Origin of the sequence: Herbidospora daliensis (genome assembly GCF_001570585.1) — a bacterium.
Classification (GTDB): Bacteria; Actinomycetota; Actinomycetes; order Streptosporangiales; family Streptosporangiaceae; genus Herbidospora; species Herbidospora daliensis.
In genome coordinates this window covers 63193-82795 of the sequence record NZ_BBXF01000002.1, presented here as the reverse complement: position 1 = coordinate 82795, position 19603 = coordinate 63193, and the positions used below count along the sequence as shown (strand labels likewise).

The following is a 19603-nucleotide window of genomic DNA, read 5'->3' as shown; positions in this document are numbered from 1 at the left end:
CGTCCCCACTTAGAAGTCACGAGAGGTAACCAATGCACCCGGAACCGCCCCCCGGTCAGAACCCATATGGTTCCGTCCCGCCGCCGCAGCAAGGCGGATACCCTCCGCCCCAGGGTTACCCGCCGCAGGGCGGTTACCCGCCCCCGCAGCAGGGTGGCGGATACCCCCCTCAGGGCGGATACCCGCCCCAGGGTGGATATGGTGCGCCCCAGGGTTCTCAGGGATATGGCGACCCGCAGGGTTATGGCGCCGCCCCCGCATATGGCACGCCGCACGGCGCACCTCTTCCTTCGGGAGTTCCCGCTCCGCTGGCCGAGTGGTGGCAGCGTTTGGTCGCCCGCCTCATCGACGGCGTAATCCTGGGCATCGTCGTCTACCTGCTTATCGGCAACCTGATCTCCGGCGCGTTCACCACGACGACGACCCAGGACATCGGCGGCCTTAGCATCGAGCTCCCGACGGTTTCGTTCGTCGGCCTTCTGATCCAGGCCGTCGTCTCCTTCCTGTTGTACGGCGCCTACGAGTTCTTCCAGATCTCGCGGGACGGTCAGACAATCGGCAAGAAGGTTATGAAGATCCGGATCGTTAAGCTCGGGCACCCCGCCCAGGGCGGCATCGACACCGAAAGCGCCATCAAGCGCATCGGCGTGCTGTGGGGCCCGCAGCTGCTGTCGTTCAACCTGATCCTGAACTTCATCGGCGGCGTGTTCAGCCTGGTCAACGTGCTGTTCCCGCTGTGGGACAAGCCCCTGCAGCAGGCGATTCACGACAAGGTCGCCGGCACCGTGGTGGTCAAGCTCTGAGGCTCCCGGAAGCGTTCCAAACAGAGGGGCGGTCGCTCGGCGACCGCCCCTCTCGCTTTTCATCGGTACGATTCTTAAGCATCGGGTAAGCGGCCTGACCACCCCGCGCGACCCACCGGTCACGGACTCCGCTATCGTCAGGGACGTCTCCGTGGACCATCTGACACGAAAGCCCCGATTTCATAGGGGTTCCCGGCGTTTTCCCAGGGAAGGAGTGAGGTCGAATGTCAGAGGTATTGTCCGCCCTCATACCGCCTCTCGTAGTCGGCGCCGCCGTCGTCTACGGCGTCGTAAAGTTGCTGCGTTCTGATGCGGCAGGGCTCCGGGGAAGGCGCGAACCGGACGAGAAGACTTCCGACAACGCCTGAACCTGAACGCCTCCTGGGAATCCTGAATTGTCAGCGGCGGAAACCGGGTATATGTTTGGCTGACGAATCAAACTTTGCTCTGCGAAAGGATTGCCGGATGGCCAAGCACACGCAGGTGATTCTCATCGACGATCTCGATGGCGGCGAGGCCAATGAGACTGTCACCTTCGCGCTTGACGGCACGTCATATGAGATTGACCTCAGCGACTCGAACGCCAAGAAGCTCCGCGAAGCGGTCCTGCCTTTCGTCAACGGTGCCCGCCGTGCGGAATCGGCTCCTTCACGTGGACGTCGTCGTGGCGGCGGTAGCTCGCAGCGCGCGATGACTCGCGAGAAGAGCGCGGAGATCCGCGCGTGGGCCAAGGCGAACAACCACCCCGTGAGCGAGCGCGGTCGCATTGCCGCCTCGATCGTGGAGGCCTACGAACAGGCTCACTAACGAGCCGAGCCAGGCGCGGGCCGAGGGCTCGCGTCGGGGAATCCGCCTAAAAGACACGAGACACGGACGGGCTCAGGCCGGCCGGGCTCGTGCGGGGGAATCTGCCTCAAAGAAGCGATCGTGCGGTTATACCGGTCGCCGGGTGTCCCGAAGTCGAGGGGATGTCGCGGCCATCGGGATGATCGCACGATCGTGTTTTGTGCCCACATAAACGTCGTTCGCTTGCGGCGTATCGGGAACACCGCACCCTCCGGCAGTAGTTGGATGGAGGGTGAACGCCCTGCGCCCGGGGAACGCCTACTCCAATAGACTTGACTGTTCTCCGTGCCGGGGCTGGCATGCGGAACGACGGAGCCGGAACTCCCGGTCCGCCCGACCGCTCGTGAGGAGCGACGAATGTTCGAGAGGTTCACCGACCGTGCGCGGCGGGTGGTCGTCCTGGCCCAAGAAGAGGCCCGGATGCTCAACCACAACTACATCGGTACGGAGCACATTCTTCTTGGTCTGATCCATGAGGGTGAAGGTGTGGCGGCCAAGGCTCTCGAGAGCCTGGGGATCAGCCTCGAGGGGGTGCGCCAGCAGGTCGAGGAGATCATCGGCCAGGGGCAGTCGGCCCCGTCCGGGCACATTCCCTTCACGCCGCGTGCCAAGAAGGTCCTTGAGCTGTCGTTGCGTGAGGCGTTGCAGCTCGGTCACAACTACATCGGGACCGAGCACATCCTGCTGGGCCTGATCCGTGAGGGCGAGGGTGTCGCCGCTCAGGTCCTGGTGAAGCTGGGTGCCGACCTCAACCGGGTCCGCCAGCAGGTGATCCAGTTGCTGCACGGCTACCAGGGCAAGGAGCCCGCCGCGGCGGGCGGCCCCCAGGAGGCGGCTCCGTCCACGTCCCTTGTTCTCGACCAGTTCGGCCGCAACCTCACGCAGGCCGCTCGCGAGGGCAAGCTCGACCCGGTGATCGGGCGCGAGAAGGAGATCGAGCGGGTCATGCAGGTGCTGTCCCGCCGCACCAAGAACAACCCGGTCCTGGTGGGCGAGCCCGGCGTCGGCAAGACCGCCGTGGTCGAGGGCCTGTCCCAGAAGATCGTCAAGGGCGAGGTGCCCGAGACCCTGAAGGACAAGCAGCTCTACACGCTCGACCTGGGCGCGCTGGTGGCCGGTTCGCGTTACCGCGGTGACTTCGAGGAGCGCCTGAAGAAGGTGCTCAAGGAGATCCGCACCCGCGGCGACATCATCCTGTTCATCGACGAGCTCCACACCCTGGTGGGTGCGGGCGCGGCCGAGGGCGCGATCGACGCCGCGTCGATCCTCAAGCCGATGCTGGCCCGTGGCGAGCTGCAGACCATCGGCGCGACCACTCTGGACGAGTACCGCAAGCACCTGGAGAAGGACGCCGCTCTGGAGCGTCGTTTCCAGCCGATCCAGGTCGCCGAGCCCAGCCTCAGCCACACGATCGAGATCCTCAAGGGTCTGCGTGACCGCTACGAGGCCCACCACCGCGTCTCGATCACCGACGGCGCGCTCGTCGCGGCGGCCACCCTGGCCGACCGCTACATCTCCGACCGGTTCCTGCCCGACAAGGCGATCGACCTGATCGACGAGGCCGGCTCGCGCATGCGCATCCGCCGCATGACCGCGCCCCCGGACCTCCGGGAGTACGACGAGAAGATCGCCGTCGTCCGCCGCGACAAGGAATCGGCGATCGACGCGCAGGACTTCGAGAAGGCCGCGGCCCTGCGCGACTCCGAGAAGCAGCTCATGCTCAAGCGTGAGCGCCGCGAGAAGGAGTGGAAGGCCGGCGACATGGACGTCGTGGCCGAGGTCACCGAGGAGCTCATCGCCGAGGTGCTCGCGACCGCCACGGGCATCCCGGTCTTCAAGCTGACCGAGGAGGAGTCCCAGCGCCTGCTGCGCATGGAGGACGAACTCCACAAGCGCATCATCGGCCAGGACGACGCCATCAAGGGTCTGTCGCGGGCGATCCGGCGTACCCGCGCCGGTCTGAAGGACCCGCGCCGTCCCGGCGGCTCGTTCATCTTCGCCGGTCCGTCCGGTGTCGGTAAGACCGAGCTCTCGAAGGCGCTGGCCGAGTTCCTGTTCGGGGACGAGGACGCGCTGATCATGCTGGACATGTCGGAGTTCATGGAGAAGCACACCGTCTCCCGGCTGTTCGGTTCGCCTCCCGGTTACGTCGGTTACGAAGAGGGCGGTCAGCTGACCGAGAAGGTGCGGCGCAAGCCGTTCTCGGTGGTGCTGTTCGACGAGATCGAGAAGGCCCACCCCGACATCTTCAACAGCCTGCTGCAGATCCTGGAGGACGGTCGCCTGACCGACGCCCAGGGGCGGGTGGTCGACTTCAAGAACACGGTCATCATCATGACCACCAACCTCGGCACCCGTGACATCAGCAAGGGCATCGGGGTCGGGTTCGCCAAGAACAACGACGTCGAGGGCAACTACGACCGGATGAAGGCCAAGGTCCAGGAGGAGCTCAAGCAGCACTTCCGGCCCGAGTTCCTCAACCGCGTCGACGACACCGTCGTCTTCCACCAGCTGACGATGACGGAGATCATCCGCATCGTCGACCTGATGCTGGCGCAGGTCGACGCCCGCCTGAAGGACCGGGACATGGGCCTCGAGCTGACCCCGGCCGCCAAGCAGGTGCTCGCCGACCGCGGTTACGACCCGGTGCTCGGCGCCCGTCCGCTCCGTCGCACGATCCAGCGTGAGCTGGAGGACTCGCTGTCGGAGAAGATCCTCTACGGGGAGCTGCGTCCCGGCCAGGTCGTCAAGGTCGACGTGGAGGGTGAGGGCGAGGCCGCCAAGTTCACCTTCGTCGGCGAGGCGAAGGCCGAAGGCGTTCCCGACAGCGCCGCCGCGATCGTCGACGCGATCACCAAGGGCGCGTAGGGCCTGACGGTTTCAGACAGCGGGTCGTCCCTCCGGGGGCGGCCCGCTGTTTCACGTTCACGTCACAACTGGGTGAAGGGACGTGGCCGCGCCACCAAAGGTAGTACTACACTGCGTAGAGCGAAGGGACGTCCTCCTGCAGGCGTACCTCCGAATCAACTGCGGGGTGGACGCACCGGAGTGCCGTACGACGGCATGCTCGGGAATCCCGGCGTCCCGGGACTCAAAGCCCATGCGATCAGGACAACTGACATGGGTGGATTTGAGTCGGACCTTTGGAGGCAACGATGCGGCTGCGCCATGACGACGGAACCGTCGTCCACCTGGCCTACAACGCGGGCGTTCACCCGGCGGAAGATCTGGAGAACCTGATCGCCCACCTGACCCGCTACGCCGTGCCGGTCCGGAAGAAGCTCGGCGTCGACCGCCTGGGCATCGGCCTCTGGCTGGCCCCCACGGTCGCCGACCACCTCGTCTCCGACCGCATCGAGCTGGTGCGCCTGCGGCGCTCGCTGGAGGAGCGCGGTCTGGAGGTGGTCAGCCTCAACGGCACCGGCGGCCGCCACCAGGAGGTGCCCGGCCCCGACTGGGCCAAGCCCGAGCGCTACCGCTACACGATGTCGCTGGCCAAGATCCTCGCCTTCCTGCTGCCGGAAGACGTCCGCTTCGGCTCGATCTCCACGATCCCGATCGGCTGGCGCCGCGACTGGCCCGCCGACCTGCACGCCATCGCCTCCCGCAGGCTGGAGCGCCTGTCGCGTGAGCTGCGCGGTATCTACAGCGTGACCGGCAAGCACATCAGGGTCGGCTTCGAGCCGTGGCCCGGCTGCGTCCTGGAGACGACCGAGCAGGCCCTGGAGCGGGTCTGCGGCATCGACTCCGAGCACCTGGGAGTGTGCCTGGACGCCTGCCATTTGACCTGTGGCGGCGCGGAGGAGCCCGGGAAGGCCCTCAGGGGCCTGGCCCAGGCGGGAGCGCCTGTCGTCAAACTGGGGCACGTCCACAACAACATGGACGAAATCCCCAACACGCTCAACGCTCTCCTGTCGGGCGCCGTCCACGGCAGCGCCCACATCGAGGTCGAAGCCCACGAGTGGGTCGCCCCGAAGACCAAGGGCCCGGCGGCCCTGGTGGCCCGCCTGGCTCACGACCTCGACTGGACCCGCAGCAACCTCACCGCCCTGGGCCTCAAACTCGCGGCCTGATCCTTCCCGGCAGGTTCTCGTGCCGCCGAATCTCGACGCCTATGTGTGGGTCGCCGATCCGCAGCCGGGCCTGCTCGGCGAGTTCATCACCCGCTACGCGGCCGGAGACGGGCACAGCGCGCGTCACCTGGCGGCGTTCCGGCGTGTCCACGTCGTGGGGGCGGCCGACGACGGCGATCTGGCCGTGCTCGACGAGCTCCGGGCCGGCGACGGCTCCCTGACCCTCTATCTCAAGGGTCGGGGGCCGTACAGCCCGATCGTCTCCCTCACCGGCGACGGCGCCGCCGTTCTCGGCCTCAGCGTGCACGCCGACGATGATCTCCCGACGGTGTCGGCCCATGCGGAGGAGCTTCTTAGGCGTCTGCGGGAGGAACTCCACGCCGGCGCGGGGATCGCCGGCGTCGAACTGCCGCCACCGGGCAACCGGTGCGAATGGGACCAGGAGGACCCGGCGGTCCTCCTGCGCTTTCCGTGAGTCAGCCGGGCAGGGCGTAGAGGTCGTCGTCGACCAGTTCGGCCAGGCCGTCGGCCAGGAGGCCGTCGAGGGCGCGTTCGCGTTGGACGGCGTCGGCCCAGACCGCGTCCAGCAGCGCCTTCTCCACCGGGCCCGGTGCGTCGCGCAGGACCGCCAGGAGGCGGCCGCGGCACTGGCGGTCGGTGCCGGCGTAGGTCTGGCCCTTGCGTTCAGGGCCGTCGTGGGCGGGTTTGCCGGCCAGCAGCCAGGCGCAGCGGGCGGCGACCGGGCAGTCGGCGCAGCGGGGGGAGCGGGCGGTGCAGATCAGGGCGCCGAGTTCCATCACCGCGACGGCCCAGCGGGGGGCGCCGACCGGTGGGATCAGGGTCTCGGCCAGGCGTTTCTCGGCGGTGGTCGTGGCCTTCGGGGGATACTCCTCGCCGCGGATCGTGCGGGCCAGGACGCGGCGGACGTTGGTGTCGAGGACCGCGTGGCTCTTCCCGTAGGCGAAGCTGGCGACCGCGGCGGCCGTGTAGTCGCCGATGCCGGGAAGGGTGCGGAGTTCGTCGTAGGCAGCGGGGACCGTACCGCCGAAATCCGCGGTGATCGCCTTGGCGCAGGCGTGCAGGTTCAGCGCCCGCCGGGGGTAGCCGAGGCGGCCCCAGTGCCGCACCGCCTCGCCCGGCGCCTCTTTGGCCAGGGCCTCGGGGGTGGGCCAGCGGGCCATCCATTCGTCCCAGATCGGGAGGACACGGACCACGGGCGTCTGCTGGAGCATGATCTCGCTGACCAGGATGCCCCATGGGGTCGCCTCGGGGCGGCGCCAGGGGAGGTCGCGGTTGTGCTCGGCATACCAGTCGAGGATGGGGGAGTGAAGCGGATGAGCCACGTTTCGGCACTGTAGTTGACCTCGCTCCCCGGCGAGGCGCGTCCGCCGAGACCACCGGGTCTATTAATACTGTGAGTATGGATCCGGACACCTTCCGTGGTGAGGTAGTCGAGGGCCCGGACGTCTACTGGCGGCGCCGAGTGCTGGTGCTGACCGGCGTGCTCGTCGTGGGGGCCGTCATCGCCTGGGCCTTCACGAGCGGCCCCGACACTCCGCTGGCCGGCGCCGCCCCCGCCAAGGGCGCGTCCGACGCGTTGATCGTCTCGCTGCCCTCACCACGCGCCCCAAGCACCGCTCCTTCCGGTACGCCCTCGCCTTCGGCCTCCCCGACCCCGTCGGGCGCGCCGGACAAACGCGAGAGCGGCACCTGCCATCCGAAGGACCTGGTCGTCAACCTGACCGCCGGCCGTGAGATCTACACGGGCGCCGACCGCCCCGGATTCATGCTGACCGTGGTCAACACGGCCAAGAACCCGTGCAAGGTGGACGTCGGCCCGAGGGCCCTGGAGATGCGCATCACCTCGGGCCCGGCCCGCATCTGGTCGACCGCCGATTGCGTCAGCGGCTCGGGCACCGACCGCCAGTTGCTGAAGCGCGGCATCCCGTACGTCCGCTCGATCGAATGGGACCGCAACCGCTCAGGCGACTCCTGCACATCGAAGTCGAGCGTGGCGGGCAAGGGCACCTACATCGCGATAGCCAGGTCAGGCCCCCTGCGCAGCAAGAAGAACGTCTTCCATCTGCGGTAGTCGTATGGCCCGCTGCGTTAGTCGTATGGCCCGCGAGGGCGCGCCCCCGTCTGGACTGAGGAGCGCAGGAGAGCGAAGCGAACCGGAGCGACGAGGGAAGACGGGGGCTGAAAGCGCCCGAGCCTGCCGCGCCGGAGGCGCGGCAGTTCTACACGTACCGTTCGAGAATCGATGACTCGGCCAGGCGGGACAGGCCCTCGCGGACGCTGCGGGCTCTCGTCTCGCCTACCCCGCCGACCATTTGCAGGTCGACGATGCTGGCGGCCAGGAGTTTCTGCAGGCCGCCGAAGTGGCCGACCAGGCGGTCGACGATCGACGCCGGGAGGCGGGGCACGCGGGCCAGCAGGCGGAAGCCCCGGGGGCTCACGGGCGAGTCGAGGGCCTCGGGGCCGGTGGCGCCGAGGATGCCGGCCACTCTCGACAGGTCGAGCAGGTCGGTCGAGCTCAGGTCGTCGAGTTCTCGAAGCGCTTCGCTGAAGCCGCGCTGCTTGGGGCCGAGGGCGTCGGGCAGGTAGTCGCGGACGATGAAGGAGCGGTCGTCTTCGACCCCGGCGACCAGTTCGTCGAGCTGCAGGGAGATCAGGCGGCCGTCGGTGCCGAGTTCGACGACGTAGCCCTCGATCTCGCGGGCGATGCGGCGGACCATCTCCATACGCTGCACGGCCGCGACCATGTCGCGCACGGTCACCAGGTCTTCGATCTCCAGGGCCGACAGGGTGCCGGAGACCTCGTCGAGGCGCAGCTTGTAGCGCTCGAGGGTGGCCAGCGCCTGGTTGGCCTTCGACAGGATCGCGGCCGACTCTTCGAGCACGTGTCTGACACCGTCGAGGTAGACGGCGATGATGCGCATGGATTTGCTGATCGCGACGACCGGGTAGCCGGTCTGGCGGGCGACCCGCTGGGCGGTGCGGTGGCGGGTGCCCGACTCGTCGGTCGGCACGCCCGGGTCGGGGACCAGGTGGACGGCCGCCCGGAGAATACGGTGATCGCCTTCGCCGAGCACGATCGCGCCGTCCATCTTGGCGAGTTCGCGCAGGCCGGTGGCGGTGAACTCGACGTTCAGCTGGAACCCGCCGGTGCACAGCTCTTCGACGGTCGGGTCGTAGCCCAGCACGATCAGACCGCCGGTGTGGCCCCGGAGGATACGTTCGAGCCCGTCGCGCAACATGGTTCCCGGGGCGAGCGTCGCCAGGACGGCGCGCCTGCGCTCGTCGGCTTGTTTGTCGTTTTGCACGTAAGTGACCCCCGCTGGTTCACACGGCTACTACGCAGTTTACCGACGTAACGGGCTCCTCACCGGATGTGTGTCAGAGCGTCCCAGACGTTCTCGGCCTCGGTGACGGTGAATCCGGGGGCGAATGTGGTGGTTCGCAGCGGTTCGCGGACGGCCACGACCTCGCCGCGGCGGGTCCTCGGGGGCGGGTCGAGGCGGGGCGGGGTGACGGCCTCCATCGAGCCGGCCGGGACCAGCGCGCGGGTGAAGCCCAGGCGGGCGGCCTCGGCGAGGCGGCGGCGGACCTCGCGGACCGGGCGCAGCTCGCCGGCCAGGCCGACCTCGCCCATCGCGATCAGGCCCTGCGGGAGTGGGTTGTCTCCGGCGGCGCTGACGACCGAGAGCATGAGGGCCAGGTCGACGGCCGGGTCGGTGAGGCGGATGCCGCCGACGGTGGCCGTGAAGACGTCGCAGCGGCCGATCTTGGCATTGAGGCGGCGTTCCATGACGGCCAGCACCATCGCGACGCGGTAGGAGTCGAGGCCGGAGGAGGTGCGCCGGGGCTGGGGGGCCTCGGTGGGGCCGACGAGGGCCTGGAGCTCGGCGGGGATCGGGCGGGTGCCCTCGATCGTCACGGTCACGCAGGTGCCCGGGACCGGCTCGGGATGGCGCGAGACGAACAGGCCGCTCGGGTCGGTGATGCCGGTGATGCCCTTCTCGTGGAGGTCGAAGCAGCCGACCTCCTCGATCGGGCCGAACCTGTTCTTGATCGCCCGCACCATGCGCAGCCGCGAGTTCCGGTCGCCCTCGAAGTGGAGGACCACGTCGACGAGGTGTTCGAGCACGCGTGGCCCGGCGATCGAGCCGTCTTTGGTGACGTGGCCGACCAGGACGGTCGCCATGCCCCGCTCCTTGGCCAGCCGCACCAGGTTCCCGGCCACCTCGCGGACCTGGGTGACCCCGCCCGGCACGCCGGTCGCCTCGGCCGACCCGATCGTCTGGACGGAGTCGACGATCAGCAGCCGCGGATTGACCCGCTCGACGTGGGTGACCAGGGCGCCCAGGTCGGTCTCGGCGGCCAGGTAGAGGTTGTCGACGACGGCCCCGATGCGGTCGGCCCGCATGCGCACCTGCGAGGCGGACTCCTCACCGGTCACGTAGAGCACGGTCTCGCGCCGCCCGGCGTGGGCGGCGGCCTCCAGCAGCAGGGTCGACTTCCCGATGCCGGGTTCCCCGGCCAGCAGCACCACCGCCCCCGGCACCAGACCGCCCCCGAGCACCCGGTCGAGCTCGCTCACCCCGGTGGGCCTGGCATGCGCGACCTCGGCCTTGACCTGCCCGATCGGAATGGCCGGCGACGTGATCGCCCCGGCCTTGACCTCGGTCACCCCGGCCCGGACCCCGGCCTCCTCGACCGTGCCCCACGCCTGGCACTCCCCGCACCGGCCGACCCACTTGACGGTCACCCAGCCGCACTCGCCACACCGATAGGACACCTTGGTCGCTTTAGCCACGAGCCGCAGGCTACCGGCGCCCTCCGACAGATTCGGAAACCGACGCCGCACGGGACCTCTCTTGCCTGGGGGCTCACGTGCGAATCAGGGAAGCTCCTCCTCGCTGAGCGGAGCGGTCAGAAAAGACGCCATCTCAGGAGGTTCGGGTAGGGGATCTCCAAGCCCTCCGTCTCGCGGATGGCCGCCTTCGCGACCGTGTGGGTGAACTCGATCTTGAGGACGGCTTCCAGGTCGGCGCGGCGTTCGAAGACCATGCGGAGGTCGAGTTCCTGCCTCGACCACCCCTGCCGGGCCCAGAACGCCTCCACGGCCTCCGGGGAGTAGGTCGGGACCGTCGCCTGGAACCAGCGTCCGAAAGAGCCTCGGGTCGCGTCGAGGTCGACGACGAAGGCCGCGCCTCCCTTCCGCAGCACCCGCGACAGTTCCGCCAGGCCGGGTTCGCAGCCGGGGCCGAAGAAGTAGGCCCAGCGGGCCATGGCCACGTCGACCGAGTGGTCGGGGAGGGGGATCTCCTGGGCGGTCGCCGTGTGGACGGTCACGTTGGGCACCCGGGCGCACCGCCGGCGGGCCAGGGCGGCCAGGTCGCCGTGGGGTTCGACGCCGATCACCGAGGACGCCTCGGCGGCCAGGGCGGGGAGGTGGTAGCCGGTGCCGCAGCCGATGTCGAGGACCGTCGCGCCCGTCCACGGGCGGAGGGCGCGCATCGCCGATTCGACGCGCCGGTCGGGGTCGACGGCGTGGTTCTCCAGCTCGTAGACGGCCGGGGTGTTCCAGATGTTGGGGCTGGGCACGGCGCCCTTGACGATGCTGGCCATGACGCAACCCTAGGTTCGCCTCGACCGGACACACGCCCGCTTAGGCTGGCAGGGTGAGCAAGAGTCGTGGCGAGCGTACATATATCGGAAGGAGCGAGGTCGTCCGGGTGCCGAATGCGAAGATCGCATTGTCGACCGCATCGGTCTATCCCGAGCGAACCCCCGACGCCTTCGAGCTCGCGGCGCGTTTGGGTTACGACGGCGTCGAGATCATGGTCGGGCAGGATCCGGTCAGTCAGGACGTCGACGTGCTCCAGCGTCTCCGCGACCACTACGAGCTGCCCATCCTCGCGATCCACGCGCCCTGCCTGCTGGTCACCCAGCGCGTGTGGGGCAAAGATCCGTGGCTGAAGCTGCAGAAGGCCCAGGCCGCCGCCGAGCGGCTGGGCGCCGGCACCGTCGTGGTGCATCCCCCTTTCCGCTGGCAGCGCGACTACGCCCGAGACTTCGAGATCGGGCTGGCCCGCATGCGCGACGAGACCGACGTGGTCTTCGCGGTCGAGAACATGTTCCCCCTCCGGGCCCGGGGCAACGAGGTCGTGCCCTACTCGCCCGACTGGAACCCCCTCGACTACGACTTCCCCCACGTCACCCTCGACCTGTCCCACACGGCCGTGTCCGGTTCCGACGCCATGGAGATGGCCACCAAGCTGGGCGACCGGCTGGCGCACCTCCACCTGGCCGACGGCGTCGGCACCACGAACAAGGACGAACACCTCGTTCCGGGACGGGGCAACCAGCCCTGCGCTCCGATGCTGGAGCGGCTCGCCAACGCGGGCTATGGTGGGCTGATCGTGCTGGAGATCAACACGCGGAGGGCGGCGACCCGCAGCGAGCGGATCGACGACCTGGCCGAGGCGCTGGCCTTCGCCCGGCTCAACTTCGCCGCCTCGTCCGCGAGGAAATGAGCGCTACTACCCCATGAGTCACCTGGTCTTCGACGCGCCCAGGGTGGCCGAGGCGTACGACGCGGCCCGACCGGAGTACCCCGCCGCGCTCTACGACGCCCTGTCCGAACTGTCCGAGACGACGCTCGACGGCGCCACCGTGGTCGACGTCGGCGCCGGGACCGGCATCTCCTCCCGGGGCATGCAGCGGCGCGGCGCCCGGGTGGTGGCGGCCGACCTCGCCGGGCACATGCTGGCCTACCACGACGGCGCCTCGGTTTTGGCCGACGGCAACGTGCTGCCCTTCCGCGACGGCTCGGCCGACCTGGTGACCTACGCCCAGGCGTGGCACTGGCTCGATCCGGCGCGGTCGATCGAGGAGGCCAAGAGGGTCAGCCGCCGGGCCGTCGCCGGATGGTGGAACTCCGTCGACACCCGCAAGGCCGGCTGGCTGGCCGAATGCCAGATCAGGCTGTCCGACGTGCCGGGCTACACCGGGCCCGAGGGCAGGGACCTGCCGGCCATCGCGCGGGCGATGACCGACGGCGGGCTCGACGTCCGCGACCGGTGGATCCACTGGACCCGCCACGTGGCGCTCGACGTGTTCCTGACCAACCTGCGCTCCCACTCCTACATGGCCCGGCTCGACCCGGCCGAGGCCGACGAGCTGATCGAGCGCGAGCGGGCGGAACTTCTGCGCGTCTGCCCTGGTGGTGATCTTGTCGTGCCGATGCGCGTTTACCTCGCGGTCGGCCGGAAAGAGCCCGCCGGATGACGGAACAGCGGCGGCGCAGGCCCGGTAGACGGCCCGGATCCCTCGACACCCGCGGTGAGATCATCACCGCGGCCAGGGGGGTCTTCGCGGAGAAGGGGTTCGACAAGGCGACGGTCCGGGGGATCGCCCGGGAGGCGAACGTCGACCCGGCCCTGGTCCACCACTATTTCGACACGAAAGAGGGCCTGTTCGTCGCGGCGATGCAGTTCCCGGTCGAGCCGAGCGTGGCGGTGCCGATGATCCTGGCCGGGCCCCGCGAGGAGCTGGGGGAGCGGCTGATCAGGTTCATCCTGACGGTGGCCTCCGACGAAGACCGCCGGGCGCCGATCATCGCGATGATCAGGTCGGCGATGTCGAACGAGCAGGCGGCCACGATGGTGCGCGAGTTCCTCGGCGAGGCGGTGCTCCAGCGGCTCGCCCAGGGGCTGGGCATCGATCCGATCAGGATCGAGGCGGCCTTCGGGCAGATGATCGGCGTCGTGATGCTGCGGTATATCGTCAAGATCGAGCCGATCGCGTCGGCGACGCCCGATGAGCTGGTCGCCCTGCTCGCGCCCACGTTGCAGCGATATGTCGACCCCTGACGGAGCGCCTTCTAGAGGTTTGTTCTAGGGTCTGATTATGGTGACCACGATGGCGATGAGGAGGCCCCAATGTTGCTGGTCTGCATAATCGGGCTGCTGATGACGGCGCTGACGATCGCGGTGGTGGCCAGGCGGGTGGGCTTCCTCTACCGGCTCGCCACGGTGGGCCAGCCGGCGCCCGAACGTATTGAATACGCCCGTGCGAACATGGGCGCCGAGATAAAGGCCCAGCTGGTCGAGGTGTTCGGGCAGAAGAAGCTGCTCAAGTGGACGCCTTCCGGCATCGCCCACTTCTTCGTCATGTGGGCGTTTTTTATCCTTTTGACGGTTTATATCGAGGCGTACGGCGCGATGATCCAGGGCGCCATCACCGGGCGGCCCGACTTCCACATCCCGCTGATCGGCCGCTGGCCGGTCCTCGGCTTCCTGCAGGACTTCATCGCTTTGGCCGCGCTGCTCGGCCTGGTCGCCTTCGCGGTGATCCGGATCAGGAACGCGCCCTCGAAGCTGGGCCGCGACTCCCGCTTCTCCGGGTCTCACCTGGGCGGCGCGTGGCTGATCCTGTTCATGATCTTCAACATCATCTGGTCGTTGTTCCTGTTCCGGGGCGCGGCGATCAACACCGGCAACTTCCCCTACGAATCGGGGGCGTTCGTCTCGGAGCTCGTGGCGCGGGTCCTGCCGACCTCGTCACTGCTGGAAGAGATCACGCTGCTGCTGCACATCGGCCTGATGCTGGTGTTCGCGGTGATCGTGGTGAACTCCAAGCACCTGCACATCTTCACCGCCCCGCTGAACGTGCTGTTCTCCCGTCGTCCCGACGGCCTGGGCGCGGCCCAGGAGATGCGCAGCGGCGGCAAGGTGCTCGACTTCGAGGAGGCCGACCCGGAGACCGACGTCTTCGGCCGCGGCAAGATCGAGGAGACCACCTGGAAGGGCTTCCTCGACTTCTACACCTGCACCGAGTGCGGGCGCTGCCAGTCGCAGTGCCCGGCGTGGAACACCGACAAGCCGCTGTCGCCCAAGATGCTCATCCTCGACCAGCGCGACCACGCCTTCGCGGTCGCGCCCTACCTGCTGATGAGCGAGGAACAGCGCGCCCACGCCGGTCAGGACGTGCTGGCCCTGCTGGAGAAGCCCCTCGTCGGCGAGCAGGGCGTCATCCACCCCGACGTGCTCTGGTCGTGCACCAACTGCGGCGCGTGCGTCGAGCAGTGCCCGGTCGACATCGAGCACATCGACCACATCCTCGACATGCGGCGTTACCAGGTCATGATCGAGTCGGCCTTCCCGTCGGAGGCCGGCGTGATGCTGAAGAACCTCGAGAACAAGGGCAACCCGTGGGGCATGCCCGAGATGAAGCGGGCCGAGTGGATCGAGGAGCTCGACTTCGAGGTCCAGATGATCGACGAGAAGATGCCCGAGGACACCGAGTACCTGTTCTGGGTCGGCTGCGCGGGCGCGCTCGAAGACCGGGCGAAGAAGACCACCAAGGCGGTCGCCGAACTGCTGCACATCGCGGGCGTCAAGTTCGCGGTGCTCGGGCCGATGGAGGCGTGCACGGGCGACCCGGCCCGCCGTCTGGGCATGGAGTTCCTGTTCAACATGCTGGCCCAGCAGAACATCGAGACGCTCAACGAGGCCGGGGTCAAGAAGATCGTGGCCACCTGCCCCCACTGCTTCAACACCCTGGCCAACGAGTATCCGCAGCTGGGCGGGCACTTCGAGGTCGTACACCACACGCAGTTGTTGTCGCATCTGGTCGACACCGGGAAGCTGACCCCGATCACGCCGATCGAGGAGAAGATCACCTACCACGACCCGTGTTTCCTCGGGCGGCACAACAAGGTCTACTCGCAGCCGCGCGACATCATGGCGAAGGTGCCCGGCGTCACCACCCAGGAGATGCACCGCCACAAGGACCGGGGGTTCTGCTGCGGGGCCGGCGGCGCGCGGATGTGGATGGAGGAGCGGATCGGCAAGCGCATCAACACCGAGCGGGTCGACGAGGCGCTCACGACCGATCCCGACACGGTGTCGACGGCCTGTCCGTTCTGCCTGGTGATGCTCGGCGACGCGATCAACGAGAAGAAGAACACCGGCAAGGCGAAGGAGACGCTGGAGGTCGTCGACGTGGCCCAGCTCTTGATCAAATCCATCAAGGGCTGACTGGTCCGTTGATCGGTTGTCGAATCCGCTGGTCAGGGCCACATGCGCGCCACCCTGTTCTCCACATAACGGGAGAATCACGGTAACCTCAACGTTGGCTCAATCAACGGGGAGGGGGCTGAACGGTGGGTGTGGTCGTAACAGACGCCGAGGTAACTCTTGCCGACGTGCTCTCCCTGCGGATGGCGATCGACCATCCGCTGGAGGCGGGCACGCATCTGGTGCTCCGGCACCGCGGCACCGGCTCGGAACGGAAGGTGCGGCTCGGGACCCCGGGCCGCCCCGCCAGAGACGCCACCGTCGCGGTCTCGCTGGCCGGGCTGAAGCTCACGCCCGGCCGCTGGGACGCTTATCTCCAGCAGAGCGGCCCGCGCACCCGCATGCAGAGCGTCGACCCGGGCTTCTCGCTCGACCGCCTCGACGCCTACGCGCTCGGCCGCCGGACCATGTCCTACCGCGCCTATCGCACCCGCAACGGTTTCCTGGCCATCAAGATCGCCGACGCCGAGCCGGTGGCCGACGTGCGGGCGGTCTGGTTCCGCGAGGGCCGGTTCGAGGTGACGGGGCTGCTGGCGTACACGGGGCTCGGAGACGACGACCAGCACCACCGCGCCCGGCTCTCCTTGAAGCACAGTGACGCCACCGTGACCGCGATTGCCACGGTCCAAGGTGTACGGTTTCACGCCGCGCTCTCCCTGTGCGACGTCCTGGCCGCCACCCCCGACTCCGAAGGGGTGTGGGAGCCCTCCCTCGAAGTCGACGGGGTCGAGGGCCCCATGGCTTTGGGAGCGCTCCTCGACGACGTCGAGGGCAAGCGCCGCCGGGTCCACTACCCGGCGACGCAGATCGACGGTGTGCCGATCAAGCCGAGCTTCTCGCCCGCCGACCATCTCCGGCTCGAGGTGGGCGCGGCGTGAAGATCACGTTCCTGGTGCCGTCCGCGTACGGAATGCGCGGTGACATACGGGCGATGCTGAACCTCGCGGCCGCCCTCACCAGCGGGCACCAGGTCGAGGTGGTCAGCGTCAAGCGCACCAGGGACGCCCCGTTCTTCCCCGTCGACCCCGCGATCAGGCTGCGCTGGCTGGTCGACGCCCGGCCCGGCCGCCACCTGCTGCCGCGCGGCCAGGTGCGCACCGAGGTCGCCCTGTGGCGGACGCTGCGCGCCATCCGCTCCGACGTGCTGGTCACCGCCCGGCCCAGCCTGAGCGTGCAGTCGGCCCGTTACGCCCCCCGCGAGGTGGTCAGGATCGCCCGCGAATGGACGCGGCCGGCCGTGCCGACCCCCGTCCAGCGCTACTACCCCCGCCTCGACGCGGTCGTGACCAGCACCGACACCGGGCGTGGCGAATGGACCCGGCTGCTCGACGACGAGCTCAGCGTGCACACCATCCCCGACCCGCTGCCCAAGGCCCCGTGGCCGAGGTCGCGCATGGACAACCGGATCATCAGCGCCGGGGGCCGGTGGGTGGCCGACAAGGCGTTCGACCGGCTGATCAGAGCCTTCGCGATGGTGGCCGACAAGCGGCCCGACTGGCGGCTGCGCCTCTACGGCGCCGGCTCGGAGGAGAAGCGGCTGCGCGCCCTGGTCGCCGAGCTCAGCCTGCACAACCACGTCTACTTCATGGGCACCACGCCCGACCTGCCCGGCGAGTTCGCCAAGGCGTCGATCGTGGCGGTGCCGTCGCGCCACGAGGTGCTGGGCATGACCGTGAACGAGGCGCTCAGCACGGGGGTGCCCATCGTGGGCTTCGACGGCCCGAAGGGGCTGGCCCAGTTCGTGCGGCCGGGGGTCGACAGCGTGCTCGTCAGCGAGGGGGCCGGGGAGATCGAGGCTTACGCGGGGGCGCTGCTGTCGCTGGTCGACGACGAGCGCAAACGGATGACGCTGGCCGCCGGGGCGCTCGAATCGGCCTCGCAGCGGGCCGCCACCGCCATCGCCGCCCGCTGGCAGGATCTGATGTACGGCTTGCGCTCCCGACCATGATCGTCGTGGAATAACAGATCCCGAGCCCCCCATATTCGGAAGCCCGGGACCGTGATCTTCGTCTTCAGCGGCTCGCCGAAGTCCGCAACCCGAGCGCGTTGTCGAGCTCTTCCAAGGTCAGTCGGTCATCCGTGAAGTTGACGGCCTCCAGAACCTCGGCGTAGAGCGCGATTTCGTCCAACGCGACACGGTCATGGACCCGGGAGTCCAAGTCGTCGTGCCCCACCGCGTCGTCCTTCCTTCCGCAGCCCACACCCTCTTCGAGGTTACGTCCGCGTCGGTTTCGGCGACATGGCCCATCGGGACCATTCCCGCCGCCGGACCCCCCTCGACTGACCATTTCCCGCTAAGCGCGATCACAATTCGGTCAATTTCCCAAGGTGGGTGAGACCTGATTGCTAAAGGATGATTTGTCGGTCTTTGCGGGGTAAGGGGGATCTGGCGGTCAGGAGTGGTACAACCACTCCGAGGTGATCTCCGAGACGGGCCTTCCGGGCATCCGCAACGGCGAAGGAACCGTGTCGTCCCGCTCGTGAATCAACTTCCCAGAGACGGCGGAAGCCGACGGGAATCCTCTTTCCGGCACCGCCCTGCCGATCATGGCAGACCATGCCAGACCTGTGGCGTAGGCCGCGCCGAGCAGTGCCGAGGCGGCCTCGCGGCCCGGCGGCGACAGCACGTCGGGAAGCCCGCCGTCGACGGGCCACAGGGCCCTCAGCGGGTGGGCCGAATCGTCAAGGGCCTGCCGGGCGGCCCGGCGCACCTCGTCGTCGAGCAGGGGGAAGACATCTGTCACCTCGGCGTCAGCCACCGTTGACAGGTCACAGGCGAGGAGGCTCGCGGCGGCCAGGCGCGGCTCGACGCCCCGGCCGGCCAGGTAGCCCAGGGCCTCGGTCAGGTCGTAGAAGGTGTGCTGGAAGTGGTCCTTCGGGGCGGTCTCGTGGACGGTCGTACTGGTCAGATGGGGTGGCAACCGGTGCAGCCAGTGTCTGGCCAGATCTGACCCCCGCTCGGCGTGGCCGTGGTCGAGCCAGGGTTGCCGCAGCAGGGGCTCGATCATCACCGTGAGGGCCTGGGCGCGCGGCCGGAAACGCGGGTCGTCGCTCAGCACGGTCGCGACCTCCGCCGCCAGCCCGGCCAGGCGCAGCGCCGTCTCGGGCGCTCCGGCGGCCAGCCGTTCCCTGTACGGCTCCAGCACGCTCTCAAGCCGTATCCCCGGCAGCCACCTGACCCAGTCGTCGCCCGGCAGCGGCCGGCCGAGGAACTCGCCGAACATGGTCAGCAGCTGCTCGTTGCCGTCGAAGGCCGGCGCGTAGGCGCACCACATGACCACGCCCCACACCGTCGCGACCGGTGAGGTCACCTCGGGGGCGAACAGGTCTTTCAGCGGGCCCGCGACGAGCGGGAAGTCGTCCTGGCTCAGCCCCCGATGGGCGGCCAGGATCGCCCGGATCCGCTCGGCGACCTCGGGCAGCACGTCGGGCCCCACGAAGCCCTGAGTCGACCCCCGGTCGGCCGCGAAGTCGGGCCCCTGCGGCACCAGCCACCAGGGGATGGCGGGATTGACGCGTACACAGGTGTTGCGCACCCCGGGTTCTGCGGGGGGCGGGGCCAGCATCCACTGGCCGTCGGCGTCGCGCCGGTACCAGCGCGCGCCCAGCCCGAAGATCCAGCACGAGCCGTCGCGGGCCGACAGGCCCCGGCGGGCGAGCGCCTCGGCGCGTGACTCCATCCGGCGCAGCGACCACTGAGGGTCGGCCACCATCGCCCGGACGTCCTGCTCCACGGCCGCGAAACCGTCAAACTGCACGAGCCTCATGCTAGAACATGTGAAACTTTCACCCG

At 68.7% G+C, this 19603-nt stretch carries 17 protein-coding genes; 12 read left to right on the top strand and 5 right to left on the bottom strand.

The annotated features are described in order from the left end of the window. Positions 1-32: 32 nt before the first annotated feature. From AW274_RS42575 to AW274_RS06610, 5 genes are all read left to right on the top strand, one after another. Positions 33-803 carry an RDD family protein gene (locus AW274_RS42575; protein WP_083973911.1) on the top strand — a complete coding sequence of 257 codons (771 nt, stop codon included), beginning with the start codon at positions 33-35 and terminating at the stop codon, positions 801-803. A 465-nt stretch (positions 804-1268) separates the two neighbouring features. Continuing rightward, positions 1269-1610: a histone-like nucleoid-structuring protein Lsr2 gene (locus tag AW274_RS06625; protein ID WP_062430215.1), complete on the top strand. Its 342-nt coding sequence runs from the start codon at positions 1269-1271 to the stop codon at positions 1608-1610. 396 nt (positions 1611-2006) lie between these two features. Continuing rightward, a complete protein-coding gene (locus AW274_RS06620) occupies positions 2007-4517 on the top strand; it encodes an ATP-dependent Clp protease ATP-binding subunit (RefSeq protein WP_062336952.1) in 2511 nt (836 codons plus the stop codon). 287 nt (positions 4518-4804) lie between these two features. Then, positions 4805-5722 (top strand): TIM barrel protein, encoded by a 918-nt coding sequence (locus tag AW274_RS06615; RefSeq protein ID WP_062430214.1) that lies wholly within the window; start codon positions 4805-4807, stop codon positions 5720-5722. A 19-nt stretch (positions 5723-5741) separates the two neighbouring features. Further along, a complete protein-coding gene (locus tag AW274_RS06610; protein WP_062430213.1) occupies positions 5742-6197 on the top strand; it encodes a hypothetical protein in 456 nt (151 codons plus the stop codon). Position 6198: 1 nt separating this feature from the next. Here AW274_RS06610 and AW274_RS06605 read toward each other — a convergent pair whose 3' ends face one another. Then, entirely contained in the window at positions 6199-7065 is an 867-nt protein-coding gene (locus AW274_RS06605; protein ID WP_062430212.1) for an iron-sulfur binding domain-containing protein, read from the bottom strand. A gap of 77 nt (positions 7066-7142) precedes the next feature. On the opposite strand from AW274_RS06605, the gene AW274_RS06600 reads away from it, so the two are divergent. Continuing rightward, positions 7143-7814 carry a hypothetical protein gene (locus tag AW274_RS06600; protein ID WP_062430211.1) on the top strand — a complete coding sequence of 224 codons (672 nt, stop codon included), beginning with the start codon at positions 7143-7145 and terminating at the stop codon, positions 7812-7814. A 148-nt stretch (positions 7815-7962) separates the two neighbouring features. On the opposite strand, the gene disA is transcribed toward AW274_RS06600, so the two are convergent. The 3 genes from disA to AW274_RS06585 all read right to left on the bottom strand — a co-directional run bounded on the left by disA (position 7963) and on the right by AW274_RS06585 (position 11356). Next, entirely contained in the window at positions 7963-9048 is a 1086-nt protein-coding gene (gene disA, locus AW274_RS06595) for a DNA integrity scanning diadenylate cyclase DisA (protein ID WP_083973910.1), read from the bottom strand. A 59-nt stretch (positions 9049-9107) separates the two neighbouring features. Next, positions 9108-10541, bottom strand: a complete 1434-nt coding sequence (gene radA, locus AW274_RS06590) for a DNA repair protein RadA (protein ID WP_062430209.1) — start codon at positions 10539-10541, stop codon at positions 9108-9110. 116 nt (positions 10542-10657) lie between these two features. Beyond that, positions 10658-11356, bottom strand: coding sequence for a class I SAM-dependent methyltransferase (locus AW274_RS06585; RefSeq protein WP_062430208.1), 699 nt, complete (start codon positions 11354-11356; stop codon positions 10658-10660). Positions 11357-11409: 53 nt separating this feature from the next. Here AW274_RS06585 and AW274_RS06580 point away from each other — a divergent pair, with 53 nt between their 5' ends. The 6 genes from AW274_RS06580 to AW274_RS06555 all read left to right on the top strand — a co-directional run bounded on the left by AW274_RS06580 (position 11410) and on the right by AW274_RS06555 (position 17758). Beyond that, positions 11410-12264 (top strand): sugar phosphate isomerase/epimerase family protein, encoded by an 855-nt coding sequence (locus tag AW274_RS06580; RefSeq protein WP_232320020.1) that lies wholly within the window; start codon positions 11410-11412, stop codon positions 12262-12264. A gap of 13 nt (positions 12265-12277) precedes the next feature. Further along, positions 12278-13018, top strand: a complete 741-nt coding sequence (locus AW274_RS06575; protein ID WP_062430207.1) for a class I SAM-dependent methyltransferase — start codon at positions 12278-12280, stop codon at positions 13016-13018. Then, positions 13015-13602: a TetR/AcrR family transcriptional regulator gene (locus AW274_RS06570; RefSeq protein WP_062430206.1), complete on the top strand. Its 588-nt coding sequence runs from the start codon at positions 13015-13017 to the stop codon at positions 13600-13602. The genes AW274_RS06575 and AW274_RS06570 overlap by 4 nt, the downstream gene beginning before the upstream one ends. 69 nt (positions 13603-13671) lie before the next feature. Then, positions 13672-15771 carry a (Fe-S)-binding protein gene (locus AW274_RS06565; protein ID WP_062430205.1) on the top strand — a complete coding sequence of 700 codons (2100 nt, stop codon included), beginning with the start codon at positions 13672-13674 and terminating at the stop codon, positions 15769-15771. Positions 15772-15902: 131 nt separating this feature from the next. After that, positions 15903-16688 (top strand): hypothetical protein, encoded by a 786-nt coding sequence (locus tag AW274_RS06560; RefSeq protein ID WP_232320019.1) that lies wholly within the window; start codon positions 15903-15905, stop codon positions 16686-16688. After that, positions 16685-17758 carry a glycosyltransferase gene (locus AW274_RS06555; RefSeq protein ID WP_062430203.1) on the top strand — a complete coding sequence of 358 codons (1074 nt, stop codon included), beginning with the start codon at positions 16685-16687 and terminating at the stop codon, positions 17756-17758. The genes AW274_RS06560 and AW274_RS06555 overlap by 4 nt, the downstream gene beginning before the upstream one ends. A 445-nt stretch (positions 17759-18203) precedes the next feature. On the opposite strand, the gene AW274_RS06550 is transcribed toward AW274_RS06555, so the two are convergent. Beyond that, positions 18204-19568, bottom strand: coding sequence for a hypothetical protein (locus AW274_RS06550; protein ID WP_063813160.1), 1365 nt, complete (start codon positions 19566-19568; stop codon positions 18204-18206). Between the last annotated feature and the right edge of the window lie 35 nt (positions 19569-19603).